The following is a 19955-nucleotide window of genomic DNA, read 5'->3' as shown; positions in this document are numbered from 1 at the left end:
TTTCGGTTAGTGTTTCTGGAGTGGTTTTCAGAAATCTGGCCTAAAGTAAGCATAAAAAGAGAAAGCCCTCTGCCGAAGAAGAAGCTTAAGAAAAGCTGTTTTCTGGCAGAGGACCTTATTTGTTTCTATGATTGCGTTTGAAAATTATTTCTTCGTGTTTAGCTCATCCTGCAACAGGTAGCGTCCGCGGTTTTTCTCCGTTTCAGCGCGGGTGTTTACGTCAATGTTCAGGTATTGCACTGTGTTGTTTGGCGTAACGGTAGGCCACTTGGGCAAACCTGCTCCGTTGGGGTTGCCGGTTTTGATGAAGTTGGCGAAGTAGTCCTGCATCACTTTAGAGACCTTATAGTCCTCAGGCGTCCAGGCGAAGACTTTGTTTGTGGCCAGGTTGCCCATGGCGTACTCAATCTCGGCGGAGTGGACGGCGCCCCGGGCGGGCGGAGCTTTAGTCGCGTTGGCGTCTTTTACCACGCCTCCTGCCAGGCCAGCGGAAGCATTGCCCATCTCGGGTACCATCTCTGGTCTGGGACGGGAGTACAGGTAGCGGTACACCGGTTTGCCGCTGGTCTTGGCGTGCAAGTCAATCCATTTCCAGGTGCTGTAAGAAATGAAACGGTCACCGGCCAAATCAGTAGCGGCTTGCAGCACTTCTTCATCAGTAGTGGCAGCATATTGCTTCAGCACTTCTTCGGCGCGTTCGCCATATAGTCGTTGCACGGCCTTGGTGAAGTTTTCTTTGGTGGGTGCTTCCTGTCCCAAGATCGCTTTGTAGTCCATTTCCTGTGAGTTCCAGCCTGCAAGTAAGGGCACCTTCGCCTGCTCACCGGCGGCAAAGACCGCGGCAGGCGATTTGGGGAAGAAGTAGCCGTCTATGTTCGCTGAGAAACGGGGTACGCCTGGTTTGCCGACCTCGTTCAGCAGTTGGGTGGCGTTCATGGCCCGCAGTTGCGCCAAAGAAGGAGCCCCAATACTGGAAGCGAATTTTACTCCATTCTGCTCAGCCTCCGCTAACGGAATAGGGCCCAAACTGGAGTTGACCAAGGCACCGCTTTCACCAATAGCCCCCGCAATCAGGTTTTTAGATAAGGGAGACGCCATCTGCGCACTCACCGAGATGGAACCCGCCGATTCTCCGGCAATGGTTACTTTGTTAGGGTCACCGCCAAAAGCAGCAATGTTCGCCTTTACCCAACGCAAAGCCGCTGCTTGGTCCAGGTATCCGTAGTTGCCCGAAGCTTTGTGCGGAGATTCCTTGGTGATTTCTGGGTGCGCCATGAACCCGAACACGCCCAGGCGGTAGTTTACGGTAATGGCGACAATGCCTTTGGTAGCCATGCTCTCGCCATCGTAGCGCGGCTCAGAACCATCGCCGGCAATAAAGCCACCGCCATAGAAGTACACCAGCACGGGCAGCTTTTCTTTCCCGGTCTTGGCTGGCGTCCAGACATTCAGGTATAGGCAGTCTTCGCTCATGCCGTTGCTCCGGAAATTCATATCACCAAACACCGGCAACTGCATCGCCCTCGGGCCAAATTGGGTTGCCTTGCGAACACCCTGCCAGTTCTTCACCGGCTGCGGCTCCCGCCAGCGCAGATTGCCCACTGGTGGCGCGGCAAACGGCACGCCTTTGAAGGAGCGAACGCCGCTTTTCTCTAAGGTGCCTTCCAGCACGCCGTTAACAGTTTTAACCTGGTTGGTAGAAGTGGAAGAAGTTGATTTTTTAGTTTGGGCGTTAGCTACCGGTGCTAAAAATAAGGCGAGCAGTAGCAAGGATAAAAGTTTAGGAATGCGGTTGTTCATGTCCTGTATTTAGTTTTCTATGAATTATGTAATAATTTACAACAAGACCTAATTTGTTATACTGTCAATAACATCCAATTCTTCTATCAATTTTCCTTTAACAATAATTCTGCTACCTCCGATTTCGCTTATCCTTGTACTGATAAAGTCAGAATCTAAGATATTGTTTTGACTGGATATTCTTCCGCTAATAACAAAGACATTTACTTCAAAATCTTTTTCAGCTAGAGAGTCTAAGATTGCTTTAGGGATTTTCAAATTATCAAATGTAGCAAGTCTAGAATGCTTAAGTTCTTTTCTAACATCTGCAACTTCAATCCAGCCAAGATGTTGATAGTAATCTGAAGACGTATCTTTTGGAATTCCAGAGAAATCGGCTCCTACAATTATAGTTTCACCATCCTCCTTTAGCTTCTTTTCGGCTGCATTACTTAACCGTACCTCAACCTCAAATTTTGGAATAGAGATGAGTTTCTTTCTTGAATTTGTATCCGCTGATTCCTTTATCGTTTTTAAGTCATTTTTGAAACTATAATTAGTAGAATCAGATTCGGGTAGAGCAACTACCCTTTGTGCATTATTAGCGGAATTGTCTTTCCTTACTTCATTATTGTGGCAAGAACATAAAACAACTGTAACTAAAAGCGACAATGCTATTTGCTTTCTAAACAATGGTTTCATTCTTTTCATATAATAGAGGCAAAAAGAAATGTGCTAAAGATAAGCGAATCCAGTTTATGGGCAAGCCAAGCATCTTTACTTGGACTAGCTAACTTCATAAAACAATTTCGGCCTGCTTTTTTCAAAACAGGCCGAAAACGATAGTCACGTAGCTTGAAGTAAAACTAACTTCCTAACTCTAATTCCTTTTTTTCCTTCAGGGCTTTAGACTCAGAACTCAGGACTTCCAAGATGTAGCTTTCCAACTCTTGGGCCCGGTGGGCGGCGGTATGATAAGTTAAAACCTTCTGGCGGGTGCGTTCGGCGATTGAGGTGCGATCGTTTTCTGGTAAATGGATCAGAAAGTTCAATGTGTCCTCCGCGGAGTAGGAGACCAAGATCTCTTTCCCGAATTCAAACAGCTCGTTCAATCCGTCCCAGTAATCCGAAATGATGGGCGTCCCGCAAGCGGCGGCTTCAAAGAGGCGCACGCTGGGCGAGTAGCCGGCCTTGATCATATCGGCGCGGGTAATGTTTTGGGTGAAGCGCTGGCGGTTGTAGAACTTGCGGTGCTCGGCAGGCGGCAGGTGGTGGATGTACTCACAGTTCTCCGGCCACTGAATGGAATCCGGGTACTGCGGACCAGCCACCACGAAGGAGCCGATGGGCCACTCGCGGGCAGCATCCAGCATCAGTTTCTCCAGCGGCGGCTGACGGTCATCGGAGTACGTGCCTAAATACCCTAAGTCCCACACTTTCTCTTCCTGCGGCTCAGGGAAGTACAGTTCCGGGTCAAACGAGCAGTACAGCGGCCGGGCCATGGGCGAACCGAACTCTTTTTCCAGTTTCTCAAGCGTAGGGCCGCCGGTAAATGACAAGTACATGTCGTATTGCGGTATGAGGCGCGGGTGCAGGTACTCGTAGTCTTCGCGGGCCAGTTTGGCCAAAGTCACCGGGGTATCAATGTCATAGAAGCCGGTCACGCCTTTAGCGGTCTGGATAGCCCATTCACCCACAGTCACGCCTTCGGGTACGTATGAGCCCACCAGCACGAAATCAGCATCTCGCACCTGTTCCGCAAAGCGGGCCTGTAGATCTTCCAGTGACTGGTACAACTCGGTTTGGCAATATTCCGGGTTAGGTAAATCACGGTTAGAGGCGTACCACGGTACGTCGCGCTCCAGGAACAGGATGTGGTGGCCGCGGTTGCGCAACTCGCGCACTAGGCCTCTAAACGTAGTGGCATGTCCATTGCCCCAACTGGAGGTAATAGACAAACCCAAGATGACTATGTTCAACGGTTTTTGACTCATGTGGAAGATGTTAGTATCTAGATGTTAGATGCTAGACTTTTATTTATTCGCTGGCGCGAGCTTGCAGCTCGTGTCCGCACGCATCCTTGGTGATATTCGATTCACACACTCTTGTCATCTTGGAAGAATCTTGTAGGCAAACTAGGAAAGTGTTTGAGATACACCATTGCCGTTTGCTCACAAGGTCCTTTCAGGATGACAAAAAGTTAATTTGCCATACGTGCGGACACGAGCTGCAAGCTCGCGCCAGCGATTCATCTATTTTCCGTTCTGGGGTTGATTTTTGAAAACAGCCCCAGAACGGAAAATTCATTAAGACACAAAGGCGTCTGCCGAAGAAGGGGCGGCTGTGGCAGTGCGTGGTGTAGTTAAGAGCAACTGCTCCAGTTCATCGGCGCGGTGGCCGTAGGTGTGTTGGGCCAAGACTTTTTTATAAGCAGCTTCGCCGATGGCTTTGGCGCGTTCTGGTGTTAAACCTTGTAGCAATTCGGCTACTTCGGCACCGTCTTTGGCTACCAAAATCTCGGTTTCTGGCTCGAAGAAGAAGTCGATGCCTTCCCAGTAATCAGTGATGATGCAGGCACTGGCACCGGCGGCCTCGAACACGCGGGTGGCGGGCGAGAAGCCGTAGCGAGCCATGCTCTCGCGGCTGATGTTCAGGACGGCTTTGGGCGTGCAGTTGAAGGCGTTGTGCTCTTTGGTATACACGTGGCCGATGTAGTTCACATTCGCGCTCATGGGTTTGTCGCCCCAGCCACTGCCGCCAATGATGAACTGCTGCTCTGGTAATTTGGTGGCTACGTCCAGAAAGAACTGCTCTACGCGGGCTTCACGGTCAGGCAGGCGGTTTCCTAAGAAGGCGAGGTCGCATTGGAATCGCTCTTCAGGGGCTACTGGGTAGTGGGTGGCAGTGTCCAAGGCGTTGTAAATCGGAACGCATTTTTTGGCAACTAATTTCGCGTAGGCATTGATGACCGGGTCGCCGCCGCCGTAGGTCAGAATAAGGTCATATTGCGGAACATGGGCTCTAAACGGGTCGGCGGGGTCGTTTTCTACACGGTCCAAGGTGGCGGGTGCGTCCACGTCCCAGAAAATGACGAGGCAGTTCTGGCTTTGTAGTTTCAGCACCTCAGCTTCCAAGAGTTCGTCAAAGACGCCTACGCCGCTGGCTTTAACCACCACATCGGCGGACGCCGCGTCTTCCAGCATCTGGTACACGGCTTCCTGGGTGGCCGGATACACCACTACTTTGGCGTACTCGGGGTCCGGAATGTCGCGGTTTTCCTGGCGCTGATAGGCATCGGGTTCATAGAAAGTCACTTGGTGGCCACGGTTATGCAGCGCCCGCACGATGCCGCGGTAGTAGGTGGCGGCACCGTTCCAGTACGCGGAAACCAGACTAGAGCCGAAGAAGGCGATGTTGAGCTTTTTATTCTGCATGGGTCACAGGGGATTTTGAAGATGGATAGATTTTTTCGGGCGCGATGCCGAGTTCTTCGCAGATCTCCTCCAACTCGTTCACGCGGTGCGAGCAGGAGTGCCTGCGGTTAATGGTGCGCAGGCCGTCGGCGACCATGTCTTGAGTGAACCGTTGGTCTTGCAACACAGTTTGTAGATGTTTTTTCATTTCCTCACCGTTTTTGGCGACCAGGAAATCTTGGCCAGGCGTGAATAGGTGTTCGGCATCTTCCCATGGCGCGGTAATCAACGGAATGCTGCAAGCCAGCGCCTCAAACGGACGGATGGTGGGGATACCCGGCAAAGCCTCTACGTACGGCCTGCGCGGCACGTGCACGGTCACTTTGTACTTGGCAAATACCTCTGGTGCTTTGTAGTTGGGCAGCCACTCACCGTATTCAATACCGGCCTCGGCCAGCGATTTAATAGCGTGGTCTGGGTACCGAACGCCGTATACTTTGGCTTTCAGGCCCAGTTCTTTCACCGGGTTCAGCAGGAATTCGTGTAGTTCGGCAGTACGTTCTTCGTCGCCCCAGTTGCCAATCCAAACTAAATCGCCTTCTTTCTCGGTAGCGGTACGCGGATAGAAAATACGGGTATCGGCGGCTTCGTGCCAGGTCCAGGCTTTCTTCGTCCAACCTTCGTTCAGGTACAATTCTTTGATGACATTCCCGAAGGCCAGTACGCCGTCATAGTGGCTGAGGTCGTAAGCCGCCATGCTCTCGCGCTCGGTCACGGCACGGTGGTGCGTGTCATGGAAGAGCAGCCGATAGTTGTTTTTGCTTCTATGTTCGCCCACCAAACGCACTAGGTCATGGTCGTTCCATTCGTGCACTAGCACCAAATCTGCACCTGCCAGCACCTCATCTAAATTGAGCGTGTCCAGCTCGTAGAAGTTGGTGTCCAGGCCCGGGTAATATTGGTGGAGTTCCTCAATCTTCTCCTCGCCGTATTGCGAGATGAGGTTGCTGAGGCTCCAGCCGTCTTTAGGTTCATAGACCTGCACGTCATGGCCGCGGCTCTTGAGTTCCTGCACAATGCCGCGCAGGAAGTGAGCATTGCCGTGGTTCCAGTCTGAGAGGAGGGAGTGGTAAAATAAAACCAGTTTCATAGTTCTGTAGGTTTGATGCTAGTAACTAGATGTTAGAAACTAGACTTCTATTTTTCTTTTTATTCTATGGTTCAAGTCTGTGACTTGGACCTACAATGATGGCAGTTTGTAACTGCCGTATACCTTATGCTTTTCAGCAATTCATTTGAACAGCAGGTGTGTCTTGAGGCTGTCGCCTCACTGAAGTTGCAAACTTCAGGTCATTTTAGGTCCAAGTCACAGACTTGAACCATACCGTTTTTTTAAAGCGAAACCTTACAACGTCTCCACTGGATCAGGCGCAATTACCGCCTCGCGTTTTGGTAATGAAGCATAAGCTTGCAGGTACTCCTGGGCCATAAGTTCTGTGGTATAGTCCTGTGCTTTTTTCACCGCCCGGCAAGCCATGATGTTGCGCAGGAATTCATCTTTGATCAGTTTTTGGAGGATGGTGGCAAGCCCGTAGGCGTCATTGGTGTTCACGTATTCCGCGGAGGTGCCCCATATTTCTTTCAAGCTGTTAATCTTGCCTAACACTAACGCACAACCCGAAAATGCGGCTTCCAGAATAGACAGGCCGAACGGCTCATACATGGCAGGCAGCACGTACAACGAAGCGCGGGAAAGCCAATCAGCTACTTCGCGTTGCGAGAGCTTGCCTAGGAAATGGACGTTCTTGAACAGCTTGTTGTCACCAGTGGATGGATGCACGGCATCGCCAGCAATGTATATAGGCCAGGAAACCTGGTCGGCTACCTGGGTGAGCAGGGCAATATTCTTGGCTTCATCCCACACGCGTCCCATGCTGAAGATAAACGGCTCCTTCTGCCCGAAGTGAAAGGCATGGGGGTCTCTACCGTTGTTGATGACCTTCTTTTTGGTAAACTGCCCATAAACGGCAGTGGCTTCTTCCAACATGGCTTGGGTAGGCGCTATCACCAAATCAGCGGCGTGTAACCCGTCGCGCACACGTTCAAAATAGGTGTTCCAGTTTGAAGGTGCATTTTCGCTTTTCAGGGCACGCCACCAAGTCTGCACGCACGAATGAATGACCATGAGCACCGGCTTGTTCCAGGGCAGTTGGCCATGGCAGAAGTTGTTCAGGTGGATGAGGTCTGGATTGAGCTGTTCGCTTAGTTCCAGGAGCCACTCGCCGGCCTGATCTACTTCAGCCCAGGGGTTATCCATCCATTCCAGCTGGTATTCACTTTCGTACACCGTCACGTTGGTGAGGGCTACCAATTCCTGCCGTTGTTGCAGGGTGATGGCGGCACCCATGGTGGCGAGGTAAAAGTGTACGTTATGCGGCGCCAACGCACGGATGAGCTCCAGACTGTAGGTCCAGACTCCACCCACGCTGTCGGTGGTCATAAGTACGCGCCGATGCGGTTTATCTACCATAAATTTTGTCCAGTACTTCTGCTACTTTCACAAACTGCTCGGCTTCTTCGTTAAATTTTTCGCCTTTGGCGACGCGCTGCGCCCACTCTACCCCGGCTCGTCCGCCCCAGGTATCCGGCGGGGAAACGAGGATCTCGGTTTGAGTGCCCCAGAACCGTTCGGCCACGAAATCATAGAAAGAGCCGTTCACGTTTTTGAAAGCCGCGCCGCCGTTGGTACCGTAGAACGTGGCACTTATGATGGCTTCCTGCCCGGCGGGCAAGTTCCAGGAACAGCTCAATTGCACGTGCGGACCAGTGGCTAATTGTATGCTGGCAGTAGCGTAGTCCTCTACGGTTTCTGCTGAAGAGGTCAGGCGTTGGCCTTTGGAGAACAAGCTGCTGGTCACGCTTTCCACGACTGGGAAGTTGAGGGTCCAAAGCGCCAAATCCACCAGGTGCACGCCTAGGTCAATCACACAGCCACCGCCAGAAAGCTTGGGGTCGTAGAACCAGGGTTTGTCAGGACCATACGCGTTATGGAATACCAGTTCCACGCCGTAGATGTCGCCCAGTTCGCCGGATTTTACCAGGTCGTAGACTTTGCGCATGGCCACGGTGCTGCGGTAGGAGAGGTCCACGCCTAAGAGCGTATCAGCTTTGCGGGCTGCTTCCACTACGCGTCTGGTTTCCTCGGCAAATCTGCCTAATGGCTTTTGGCAGAAAACGGCTTTTCCACTCTCTAAAGCTTGGATAGATTGGTCGGCATGGAAGGCGCTTGGCGTAGCGATGACAACGCCGTCTATATCTTCGGTTAGTAAATCTTCAATGCTTTCCCCCACTTTGGCGGCAGGAGCAGTTCTCTGCGCTTCCTCCACGTTTTGCGGTGCCGGGTCTACCACAGCGGTTACCTCGGCTAGGCCCGCATTGGCGATGGCTTCCATGCGGTTACGGCCAATCCAGCCGATGCCTAGAAAGCCGAGTTTCAAGGTATCTGAAGCAGAAGCAGTTGCTTCTGGAGTAGGTTCTAGTAAAGTATCTTCAGTCATTAGAGTAAAGGATTCGGTTGAGCTTCTTTGTAGAAGCAAAAGGTTTCCCACCTGTTTTATAAAAAAGAGGTGGGAAACGGGTTGTTGTGGTTGTAGGGACAGGTCGCGACCTGTCCTAAACGGTTGTTCAAAGGAATACCCGTTGCCCATTGCTATGAAGAGTGGTTCACCGCGTAGGGAAACGGGTAGGACAGGTCGCGACCTGTCCGTACGAATCATTAATGCGAGATTCACATCGTCACAATCGCCTTCATGAAACCGTCCGGGCGAACGGTCAAGGCGGCGAAGGCCTCGTCCATTTTCTCCAGTGGGAAGGTATGGGTGTAGAGCATCTCGGGTTTCAAACGGCCGCTTTCCACAGCTTCTACCGCTTCTTTGATACCATCTAAGTACATCTGCGGGTCGCGTTCGTGAGCGTTGATCACGTCCAGGCCGCGCCAGTTCCAAAGCTGTATGTTCACCTGGCGCATGCCGTCCTGGTGGAAGCCGGCAATGATGAGGCGGCCACGCTCTTTGCACAGTTCGCCAGCTAGGTTCAAGGGCCATTCTTTGCCGGTGCACTCAATCACACGGTCACAGAAAACGCCTTCGGTGAGGTCTTTCACGCGCTCAATGATTTTGTAGTGGTCATCCATCGGGATGATTTCATCGGCGCCGCATTGCTGGGCAATGTCCAGAGAGAACGGACGCTGGGAGATGGCAATAACCCTGGCGCCCGCCTCTTTGGCTAATTGTACGAGTAAAGCTCCCAGAAACCCGATGCCCAGAATAGCGACGGTCTGGCCTGCTTTAATGTCAGAGCGTTTGAAGATGTTCATGGCGCAACCCAAGGGCTCGCCGGGGAACGGTTTGCCCGCCAAGGACTTTGGTAACATCACCAGCGAGGTGGCTTCGGCTACGTCATAAGCGGCATAGGAATTATAGGAAAGGGCGGCTACGCGGTCGCCTACGTTCAGGTCTTTCACCTCAGCGCCCACGGCGTCAATGATGCCCCAGCCTTCGTGGCCCGGATTACCGGCCGGGATAGGATAGGAGAACCACTCGCGGCCTTCCCACACGGGAATATTAGATGCGCAAAGCCCGCAGCCTTCCAGCTTTATGCGGACTTGAGTGGCGCTTGGTTCTGGCAGCGCCAGTTCCTGAATTTCTACTTGTTTGGGAGCGGTAATCACCGCCGCCGCCATGGTGGTGGCTTCAGTGGTGGGAAGGGTTTCTTGGAATAGGTCGGTTTGCATGATGAGTTATGCTACTGCTACGTTATCGGTTTCTTGTTCCACAGCTACGGGAGCTTTCAAAGAGACTTCAATGCCTCTGGTCTCGCACAGCCATTGGTAGAGTTTGGCTACGCCTTCCTGCACGCTGTTTTTAGGGTACCAGCCGGTGGCCTCGTGGAACTTGCGGATGTCAGACACATAGTAATGCTGGTCGCCGGGTCGCCAGTCGCCGAAGCTTAGGTTCACTTTCTTGCCGCGGTAGGTGCCAATCAAATCCAGCAACTCAAGCAGACTGGTGGTATTTTTCACACCACCGCCAATGTTGAAGGCCTGCCCCGAAAGCTCCTGCATGTTCTCCTGCGCCAGCAAAAACGCATCTACCAGGTCTTCCACAAACAGGATGTCACGCACCTGCTTGCCATCGCCGTAAATGCTGATGGCCTTATTCTCAATAGCTCTAATGGCGAAGTGCGCCACCCAGCCCTGGTCTTCGTTGCCATATTGGTGCGGGCCGTAGATGCAGCTCATTCTAAACACCACGGCCGGAATGCCATAGGTTCTGGCGTAGTCTACCACGTACTGGTCAGCAGCGCCTTTGGAGCAGCCGTACGGACTATGAAAATCCAGCGGACGCGCCTCAGAGATACCATTGGCTTTGATGTGCTTGTCTGAGGGATTGTAGCGGGTGCCGTTTTGGATGAAGCGAAGGTCTTCCAGACCGCCGTACACTTTATTGGTGGACGTAAACACCAACGGCGGTGGGTTGTCCTGGGCTCTGATGGCTTCCAGCACGTTCACCACACCACGGGCATTGATTTCAAAGTCCTGGATGGGGCCAGTTAGGGAAGTGGTTACCGCTACCTGAGCCGCGAAATGATACACCTCATTGGCGTACTTCATGACGCGTTTCACGGCATGCAAATCCCGGATATCGCCCACATACACTTCCAGCTTGTCGCCGTAGTTTTGGTGCAGCCACTGCAGGTTGCGCTCTACGCCGGTGCGGGAAAGGTTATCGAAAATAAGTACGCGTTTGCCTTGCTCTAAAAGTCGCTTGGCTAAGTTGGTGCCCACAAACCCAGCCCCGCCAGTCACTACCGAATAGCGCTCCTGGTCGGAGAAGTTTTCTTTGCGGCGGATGAAGGAGAACTTGTCCAGTCCATCCAAGCCGTTTTCAGCCCATAATCTGTAAAGGAGTTTAGGAGAGCCGTCAACGTTCTTCAACCCGAAAGAGTATTCGCGGTTGTCCACGTGAAAACCGCCCACCGTTTCGCGGTCCTGGTCCAGGTCGTGCACGCTGTACCAGAACACTCTGTTGACCGGTGCTTTGCTCACCTTACGGAATTCCTGGAACTGCTTAAACTCATCGTGCTGCCAGGTAGAAAAACCGGCCTCGGTAATCCAGAGCTCGGCTTTGGAGTTGTTGCGGTCCAGCACTTCGCGCACCTTGCTGATGTTGGTATCCCAACCTTCCCATTGCTGGTCAAAGACATCGGGAAACCCATGAATGCCTACGGCATCAATGTACTGCATCACACCACGGTCAAACATCAGCTGCAGCCAGTTGGGATCAATGGGGCTCATGCCGCCCAGCACGGTTTTCTTGCCGCGCTTTTGTGCCCAGTAAGCCGCCCCGCCAATCATCTCAGCAAACTTAAACCAGTTCTGGTCTAAGGTATAGTCATATTCAACTTTGTTGTTGGGTTCGTTCCAAAGCTCCACCCACTCAAAGTGCGCCCCCAGATCAGTGATGATAAGGTCCAGGAAATCGGCGTACGCCTTAAGGTCTCTGGGTGGGGAAGAGGTTTTAGGGGCAATGCCCAAAGAAGGGGGCGTGTACAGAAAGCAGGGGAGTACCTGCACCTGTTTTGCTAAGGTTGGGATAAGCCAGTTATACCAATCCTTGCCCTCGGGGGTAAAGTAATCTGCCCAGGAGATACCGGTGCGCAGTTCCGTGACGCCCAACTCCTTTAACTCCGCCAGTACCGTCTCTACGCGGGCATGCTCACCAGGCTGGAACCATTCTACCAAGCCGATGGTGGGGGCGGCGAGGGGAGTATGTTTAGGTTGTGTTTTGGCGATTCTTGTCATACGGTTTTAAGCTTCTTTTTGGGAAAACAGGTCAGAAACGCGGGGTTACACCGTTAAGCCCCGGGCTGCTAACTCGGCGCTTGCCTCATTGACGCGGTCATACGCAATCTGTCCCTCCAGCCAATCGGCCAGCTCAGTTAAACCGCTGTTGAATTCTACCTGTGGGTAAAAGCCCAATACCTCTTTAGCCAGGCTGATATCGGCGTAGCAGTGGCGGATGTCGCCTACGCGGTACTTGCCGGTAATCTCGGGAGTTAATTCCTGTTTTCCCATCACTTCGGCCAAACGCTCACCAATTTCTCTGATAGTGTAGTTGTTTCCGCTGCCTACGTTGAACACCATTCCGGCCGCTTCTTCTTTCTCCATGGCCAGACGGCACGCCAAGGCCACATCGCGCACGTGCACGAAATCGCGCTGCTGGTTTCCGTCTTCGAAGATCATAGGCGCGTTGTTGTTCAGGAAACGTGAGGCGAAGATGGCTAGCACACCCGTGTACGGGTTAGAAAGCGCCTGACGCGTGCCGTACACGTTGAAGAAGCGCATGGCTACGGTTGGGATGTTGTAAGCCCGGCCCACCATGAGGCAAAGACGCTCCTGGTCATATTTAGAAAGGGCGTACACCGAGGACAGGCAAGGAATCTTAGACTCGGGCGTGGCTACCGGAGTCAGGGTGTCACCTTTTTCGCTTTTCAGTTCCCAGTCGCCAGCTTTGAGTTGCTCCAGGCCACGCTCAGCGGCAATCACTTTTTCACCGGTGGCGGAAGTATACAAACCTTCGCCGTAGATGCTCATGCTGGATGCCACTACCAGTTTGCTTACCGGTTTCTCAATGAGGCATTCCAAAAGAACGGCGGTGCCGATGTTGTTCACATCGGTATATTCCTTGATTTCATACATGCTTTGGCCCACACCCACCATAGCGGCGAAATGGAACACGGCGTCAACGCCCTCCAAGGCTTTTAGTACGGCCGCTTTGTCGCGCACGTCGCCTACCTGCAATTCCACCTCGGGGTGAAGGTACTCAGGGCGTTCACAGTCTTTGCCGTGTACTTGTTCTGAAAGGTTATCTAGCGCGCGTACCTCATATCCGAAGTTGATTAGTTCATCTGCCAGGTGTGACCCAATGAAGCCTGCACCGCCGGTTATCAAGACTTTCTTTTTCATAGTTGTCAGTGGGTGTATTAAGGGGATTAAAAGGGTTGCGGAGTGGGGCGTACCGTAAGGTGGTTCAGCGAGACGTGCCGTGGTTGCTGCAATGCAAACAGCACGGTCTCGGCCACATCGGCGGCGCTCAAAGCTCCGTACCCAATGGATTCTACCGTGTTATATCCTGAAATTGTGTTCTCAAAGAAGTTGGTGTCTGTAACGCCCGGAGCAATGGTAATGACCCGTATGGTAGGCAAGGTCTCCAGCCGGAGCGTTTCGGCAATCACGTTCAAGGCACTTTTGCTCGCCGCATACACTCCGCCGTAAGCAAAGGCTTGTCCGGCGGCTACTGAGCTGATGATGACCACGTCACCGGAGCCTTGCTCCAGCATGCCAGGCGTAAATGCCCTGATGAGCCGCAATGTGCCCATAATGTTCAAATCAAGCACCTGCTGCCATTTGGCGGGATCACCTTCGGTCAGTTTTTCCTGAATGCCCTGACCGGCGCAGCATACCAGAATATCTGGTTTTCCGTAGTTTTGGGAAATATGGGCGAAAAGCGCAGCAATATCCTCGGGGTTGGTTACATTACAGGGAAAATACTCAGCTTCTGATTCTTCTTGCGGGGTAGTGACATCGGCTATGATGACCTTTTTGCCTGCCGCTGCTAATTGCTCCGCAATAGCCTTCCCTATACCAGACGCTCCGCCACTTACAACGGCAAGGGAGGTCTGAGGATGAGAAGAGGCTGCTACCATAGAAGAAGATGCTGATGAATTAATATATAGCTTTTTTGCTTTTTTGATTAGTCAAAAGAACGAGCAAAAGCTTCCTCAGGTTTTGGTTTCCTATTTTTAAGGGTATAAACCGCAAATGCGTTTTGGGTACTAATACGGAGGTTTTCTGGAAAGGCTTAAGGAATATAAATAGAATATTCCAAGACCTGTTGAACTAGTCAAAGTCATTGGCTGTAGTAACGCGCAGGAAGGGTGTAGGTTGTATTTGCTAAGGTATGAGCGGTCACATAACTGAAGTTGCACACTTCAAGTTGGGGTAAGTCCAAGTCACAGAGGTGAACCATGTAAAAAGATTAAGAGGAAAACAGCCTTTGCCACCTTCCCCTGTTCCAGTCTTCCCATCGAGCGCCTCGCTTTTGGCCATAGATAGGCATAATCTTAGAGGAGTAAACAGTTCAGGCCGAAAGGGCAGTGCGAGAGGGGAAGACGAGGCCTCGCGGGCGTGAGCGCTTACCGCAGAAGATGAAATTGCCAAGCATAAGGGCTCCGCATTAACTAGTCACCACGCCAGCAATAACAAACTGCATGCACATCCTCTGCAATCAAAAAGCCCCTACAAAACAAACCTGTTATGTAGGGGCTTTTCACAAAATCAGGCAAAAACCGCCTTATAAGATATCGTCGCGTTTGTCTTCGGTCACCGTTAGCAACACAGATGCCACGTTCCGATCGGTTTTCTCCAGGATTTTGAATTCATAGACCCCGTGCACCACCGTTTCTCCAATTTCAGGAATGCGGCCGTAAATCATGTTGAGGTACCCACCCACCGTTTCGTAATCTTCGCCTTCCGGGAGCGGGTAAGGTAAGTCATCGTTCACATCCAGAATGGAGGCCGAGGTATCCACCTTGAACTCGAAGTCGCCCATCTTCTCTACCAACGGTACCTCTTCGTCGTACTCGTCCTGTATTTCGCCTACCAGTTCTTCAATGATATCTTCAATGGTGACAATGCCTGAGGTACCGCCAAACTCATCTGAGACTACGGCAATGTGCATGCGGTTGCGCTGGAAATCTTTAAGCAAGCGGCTGATTTTCTTCGTCTCCGGAACAAAGTAAGCGGGGCGCATTAGTTTTTCCAGGCTTACCTGCTCGCCAGCCCGTAGCACCACCAACAGGTCTTTTACATACATAATGCCCACAATGTTGTCAATGGTGTCACGGTAGATGGGCATGCGGGTGTAGCCTTCGTTGAAGACCACCTCAAAAATTTCTTCTTCCGTAGAGTCAAGGTCCAGGGCCACCAGTTTGGTGCGGGGTACCATGATTTGCTTCACCATGCGCTCATTGAACTCAAACACATTCTCAATCAGCTCCTGTTGGCTGCCACCAATCTCGCCGCTCTCAGCGCTTTGCTCAAATAATAACCTGAGCTCCTCGGCGGTGTGTACTTCTGAGCCGTGCATGGGCGTGATGCCAATCTTCTTTAGAATGAAATTGGAGAACCCGTTCAGAATCCAGATAAAGGGGAGCAGAACGTAATACACAATTCGGAGCGGAATGGCCACAGCCAGGGCAGTAGCTTCTGGGCGCTGAATAGCTAGTGATTTTGGGGCCAGTTCCCCGAAAACGATGTGTAAAACGGTAATCACGGCAAAGGAAACAGGCAGCGCAATTTTGTGCGCCAATACCGGGTCTGGGGCAGCGCCAAACGCGTGCATGATTTCAATAATGATCTCAGATACCACGCCTTCGCCAATCCAACCAAGACCCAAGGAGGCCAGGGTGATGCCTAGCTGGGTAGCAGAAAGGTAAGCGTCTAAGTGACCAATCATGTGATAAGCAATCTTGGCCAGCTGATTTCCAGCCTGCGCCCGAAGCTCTATCTGTGAGGCCCGGACCTTTACCAGGGCAAACTCAGCGGCCACAAAAAAACCATTCAAAGCAACCAGCAGAATGGTAAGAAGAATATTGAGGATCATAGGGAGGTGCGAACCTTTAGGGGTGGAAAAGGAGCGCTTGCGTCAAATTTAATGGTTTATCAGCACTATCAAAGTCATTGAACTCGTTTCCTGTACGTGAAGTTTGATAGAAAGTAGGCTTTGCCCTTCCATTTACAACCGGCCCCTACCTGGTGCATTCGGGTTTACGGGGTATTTGTAGTAATTTGCCGCACTTTACCTGATGAAAGAAAGAATCTAATGACTATAGTTTGGAAACGCGTTTGGGGTTTGTTGGTGCCGTTGCTCTTTTTAGTGTTGGCAGCACAGGCTCAGGTGCTTAAACCTTCCACATGGAGCCATGACGTGTCCGCTCCCGAAGTGAAGGTAGGCGAGGAGGTGGAACTCATCTTCAACGCCAAAATCATCCCTGATTGGTATCTCTACTCCTCAGATTTTGACCCGGATCTGGGTCCCATTGTCACTACTTTCACCTTCCAGAAACACCCTTCTTACGCGTTGGTGGGCAAGATTAAGCCGGTAAACCCGAAGAGGAAATTTGACCAGACATGGGGCGGCGAATACACCTATTTCATCAAAACGGCTCAGTTCCGGCAGCGGGTGAAAGTGTTGCAGCCTGCGTTGGTGATCAAAGGTAGCTACGAGTTTCAGGTTTGTTCTGAAGTAAGCGGACAGTGTATTCCAGGCGAGGGAGATTTCAATTTTACCCAAATCAAAGTATTGCCCGGGGCAGCTCCGGCTCCAACCCTACCATCAGGAACAGGCGCCAACCAAGGCGGCTCTGTACCTGGTGTCGCCGCTCCTGCGGCCAGTGTTGGTGTTACCACTCCTGCTTCTCCAGCTGTTTCGCCTAACGCAACAGCTAATACTCCAATCTCCTCTGATACTTCCTTACTGGGAACAGAAACGCCTGTAGCAGCTTTCCCGGAAGCTACTGACAGCGGAACCACTATTGCCCCTGCCTTGCCCGAAGCTCAAGCTACTCTTGCAGGAACTGCTGCTTCTAGCCCGGCCGTTCCCATTGGCCTTTGGGAATTTATGGTGGGTGCCTTTTTGTCTGGCATGGTGGCCTTACTCACGCCCTGCGTGTTCCCCATGATTCCTATGACAGTGACGTTTTTCACCGGAGGAAGCGCCACCCGGTTAAAAGGAATCCTGAAAGCGTTGGTGTACGGCTTGTCTATTATCGCTTTTTATACCTTGATTGGGACCCTGGTAGCAAAGCTGGCGGGTCCAGAGGTGGCGAATTTCCTGAGTACGCACTGGCTGCCTAACGTGCTGTTCTTTGCCGTGTTCCTGTTCTTCGCAATGTCGTTTCTAGGCATGTTTGAGATCACGTTACCGCACTGGCTCGTAAACAAAGCCGATGCCCAGGCAGACAAAGGTGGTTATTATGGCGTATTCTTCATGGCCATTACGTTGGTGCTGGTTTCTTTTTCCTGCACCGGGCCTATTGTAGGTTCCATTCTGGTGATGTCAGCGGGTGGAGAGACCTTGAAGCCTATCTCCGGCATGTTCGCCTACTCCATGGCCTTTGCGCTGCCGTTTACTTTGTTTGCTATTTTTCCTAACTGGCTAAGCTCACTTCCTAAATCTGGCGGATGGTTAAATTCTGTGAAAGTATGCCTTGGGTTTATTGAGCTGGCTTTAGCTCTTAAATTCCTGAGCATCGCCGACCAGGTGTACCACTGGCGCCTTCTGGACCGTGAAGTATATCTGGCCCTTTGGATCGTGATTTTCACCTTGATGGGCTTCTACCTGCTTGGGAAACTCAAATTCTCCCATGACTCAGACCTGCCTTACCTGGGAGTGCCACGTTTGTTGCTGGCTGTTGCTACGTTCGGCTTTGTGGTGTACATGGTGCCCGGCTTGTTTGGCGCTCCGCTGAAAGCGCTTGCCGGTTACCTGCCGCCACAGTCTACCCAGGACTTCAACATGGTCTCGGGTGGTACAGCCGGTGAAAGTGCGGTGAGCACCATTTGTGAGCCACCCAAGTATGCTGATTTTCTGAAACTGCCCCATAATCTGCAAGGCTACTTTGATCTGGAGCAAGCCAAGAAGTGTGCCCAGGAGCAAGGCAAGCCCATCTTCATTGATTTCACCGGACACGGCTGCGTGAACTGCCGTGAGATGGAGGCTAATGTTTGGTCAGACCCTCAAGTGTTGAAACGTCTTCGGGAAAACTTCGTGATTGTGGCCCTATACGTTGATGACAAAACCGAACTTCCGCAAAGTGAACACTACACCAGCACCTATGACCAGAAGCAGAAAACCACTTTGGGCAAGAAGTACGCCGATTACCAGATCACCAAATTCAATGTGAACGCACAACCCTATTATGTACTGATGGATGCAAATGAGAATTCATTGGTGACGCCCATCGCCTATGAGTCCAACGTGCAGAACTTTATCAAGTTTTTAGATGCCGGAGTAGCTGCTTTCAAAGCCCGTCAAGGACAGGTGCAGTAAACTTCATACAGCCTGTAAACAGAAAAGCCTCGGATGTCCGGGGCTTTTCTGTTTACAGGCTGTTTTTACGGGAAAGGTCCTCAAACACTTTGTTACTCACCTTAGGAGAATGCACTATAGTTACAAATCTTATTTATGCACCTCAAATTTATTATATATAGATGATAGCAAGAGTGCTTGGATTGGTAAAAAAGCTTTTCTGCTTCGCCTATTAGATTTTCATTGAAGTTGTCCTCATAATATAGTGATAGTTTAGGTTTGTATCACGATAACTTGATATATTAGCTTTCCTGATTTGTTACATTAATTGATGAAGTACCTATACTTGCTTTTAGTGATGTTATTTTCTTTAGCCTTGAAGGCGCAGGAGAAAACTGATTACATTATTACAGTCTCCGGCGATTCTATAGCAGGAAAAGTAACATATGCCCCCGGTGATAAAATAGTCTTCCGAGCTGCCGGACAAAAGAAACAAGTAGAATTTAGGCCTTTAGAAATCAAGGCTTATTTTCATAAGGGTACTTTGAAAATGAGCAAGTTCAATGTGTCTGAAAAACGAGCTGTGTTCTTTTACCATTATAGGTCTAATGAGGATGCTGAATTATTTAAGGAGGCTACTGGAATAGAGGTAACACAAAAAGGAAAAATCAACTTATACCATGTTTTACCTATTCACACCTATAATGCTTCAAGCCCCGGCCATGTATTCTTTGAAATTGCTGACAGTGAAGATTTATATGTGTCAGATTACTATAATGTTAATGTTATTGGGCTATGGGACAAACAGGAGGCAATCAATACATTGGCAACGTTGGTTAAGTCTAATCCTGCTCTCCACAGTCGGGTGTCAGGTATGAAAGGAAAATTCAACTTTGCTTTTATTGATGCAATAGTTAAAGAATACAACTCTTGGTACGCCTTAGAATCTAAAAAGCTGAATAAGTAACATTTTCACTGTCCTTCTGCAGGATTCAGTTTTGTGTAAGGCCGCTTTATCATTTGGAAAAAGAGCATAATCTGTTTATAAAGCTGTTTAGCGAAAACGGTCTCTAAACATCACTTCTCATAATATCTATTTCTAAACTCCTGTTTCTGTCGCAAATACTCCGGGTGGTCTTTGGCTTTAAACCAGTAGTTTTTGAAAACGGCGGCTGCCTGAGCTTTCTCATTGGTTAAAGCATCGGCTTCCTGCGGAAGCACTTCGTTGCCTTTATTCGCGCTGCCAGAAGAGTAGGGGTAGGGCAGTCCTTCGTTATGAGCTTCAGGGGAAACCTCGTACTTTCTGCCGCCTTTGTGGTTGGCATAGCGCCGGGCGCGGGTGAAGCCCATCTGCAGAAACTTGCGGGCCATGTCGGCCCCTACGAACTCCTGCTTTGCGAGGTAATCTTCAAACATGGTGAATATCTTCTCGGCCGAAGCTGTGGCAACCTCTACGTTTTTAAAACGCCAATGGGGCAGGATTTCGCTTTTGTAAGGCTCTACCAGCAGCACCCCCTGTTCTCCCACGCCTACGCGGTACAGTTCAGGGTTCTCCCGGAAGTTAACGCTCTTAAAATCTAGTGAATAATTAAAGCCGTTTTTTGCCATATAC

The 19955-nt window shown here is 50.9% G+C and carries 15 protein-coding genes; 2 read left to right on the top strand and 13 right to left on the bottom strand.

The window, feature by feature from the left end; translation table 11 throughout:
• Positions 1–144: 144 nt before the first annotated feature.
• The 12 genes from DC20_RS03975 to DC20_RS03920 form a co-directional block, all read right to left on the bottom strand.
• Complete coding sequence (locus DC20_RS03975; protein ID WP_062542654.1) at positions 145–1800, bottom strand: carboxylesterase/lipase family protein; 1656 nt, start codon at positions 1798–1800, stop codon at positions 145–147.
• Positions 1801–1848: 48 nt separating this feature from the next.
• Positions 1849–2490, bottom strand: coding sequence for a hypothetical protein (locus DC20_RS03970; protein WP_169788154.1), 642 nt, complete (start codon positions 2488–2490; stop codon positions 1849–1851).
• Positions 2491–2645: 155 nt separating this feature from the next.
• Complete coding sequence (locus DC20_RS03965) at positions 2646–3773, bottom strand: CgeB family protein (RefSeq protein WP_062542652.1); 1128 nt, start codon at positions 3771–3773, stop codon at positions 2646–2648.
• Positions 3774–4085: 312 nt separating this feature from the next.
• Positions 4086–5213, bottom strand: a complete 1128-nt coding sequence (locus DC20_RS03960; protein WP_062542651.1) for a CgeB family protein — start codon at positions 5211–5213, stop codon at positions 4086–4088.
• Entirely contained in the window at positions 5203–6342 is a 1140-nt protein-coding gene (locus DC20_RS03955; protein WP_062542650.1) for a CgeB family protein, read from the bottom strand. Before DC20_RS03955 ends, DC20_RS03960 begins: the two co-directional genes overlap by 11 nt.
• Positions 6343–6597: 255 nt before the next feature.
• Entirely contained in the window at positions 6598–7722 is a 1125-nt protein-coding gene (locus DC20_RS03950; protein WP_245652295.1) for a glycosyltransferase, read from the bottom strand.
• Positions 7712–8749, bottom strand: a complete 1038-nt coding sequence (locus tag DC20_RS03945) for a Gfo/Idh/MocA family protein (RefSeq protein WP_062542649.1) — start codon at positions 8747–8749, stop codon at positions 7712–7714. Before DC20_RS03945 ends, DC20_RS03950 begins: the two co-directional genes overlap by 11 nt.
• A 230-nt stretch (positions 8750–8979) precedes the next feature.
• Positions 8980–9984: an MDR/zinc-dependent alcohol dehydrogenase-like family protein gene (locus DC20_RS03940; RefSeq protein WP_062542648.1), complete on the bottom strand. Its 1005-nt coding sequence runs from the start codon at positions 9982–9984 to the stop codon at positions 8980–8982.
• Between the two features lie 6 nt (positions 9985–9990).
• Positions 9991–12054, bottom strand: coding sequence for an SDR family NAD(P)-dependent oxidoreductase (locus tag DC20_RS03935; RefSeq protein WP_062542647.1), 2064 nt, complete (start codon positions 12052–12054; stop codon positions 9991–9993).
• A 45-nt stretch (positions 12055–12099) separates the two neighbouring features.
• A complete protein-coding gene (locus DC20_RS03930; RefSeq protein WP_062542646.1) occupies positions 12100–13218 on the bottom strand; it encodes an NAD-dependent epimerase/dehydratase family protein in 1119 nt (372 codons plus the stop codon).
• A gap of 26 nt (positions 13219–13244) precedes the next feature.
• Positions 13245–13958, bottom strand: coding sequence for an SDR family oxidoreductase (locus DC20_RS03925; RefSeq protein ID WP_062542645.1), 714 nt, complete (start codon positions 13956–13958; stop codon positions 13245–13247).
• A gap of 647 nt (positions 13959–14605) precedes the next feature.
• The gene (locus tag DC20_RS03920) at positions 14606–15916 is read right to left on the bottom strand and encodes a hemolysin family protein (RefSeq protein WP_062542644.1); all 1311 of its coding nucleotides are present in this window, start codon (positions 15914–15916) and stop codon (positions 14606–14608) included.
• A gap of 219 nt (positions 15917–16135) precedes the next feature.
• Between DC20_RS03920 and DC20_RS03915 the strand changes: the two genes are divergently transcribed.
• Both DC20_RS03915 and DC20_RS03910 read left to right on the top strand, forming a co-directional pair.
• Positions 16136–18364, top strand: coding sequence for a protein-disulfide reductase DsbD family protein (locus tag DC20_RS03915; RefSeq protein ID WP_062542643.1), 2229 nt, complete (start codon positions 16136–16138; stop codon positions 18362–18364).
• Between the two features lie 310 nt (positions 18365–18674).
• Positions 18675–19310, top strand: a complete 636-nt coding sequence (locus tag DC20_RS03910; RefSeq protein ID WP_062542642.1) for a hypothetical protein — start codon at positions 18675–18677, stop codon at positions 19308–19310.
• Positions 19311–19420: 110 nt separating this feature from the next.
• Here DC20_RS03910 and DC20_RS03905 read toward each other — a convergent pair whose 3' ends face one another.
• The gene (locus DC20_RS03905; protein ID WP_062542641.1) at positions 19421–19951 is read right to left on the bottom strand and encodes a DUF4385 domain-containing protein; all 531 of its coding nucleotides are present in this window, start codon (positions 19949–19951) and stop codon (positions 19421–19423) included.
• Positions 19952–19955: the final 4 nt, after the last annotated feature.

The sequence above is a fragment of the Rufibacter tibetensis genome (assembly GCF_001310085.1).
GTDB lineage: Bacteria > Bacteroidota > Bacteroidia > Cytophagales > Hymenobacteraceae > Nibribacter > Nibribacter tibetensis.
This window is presented reverse-complemented; position numbering and strand designations above follow the sequence as displayed.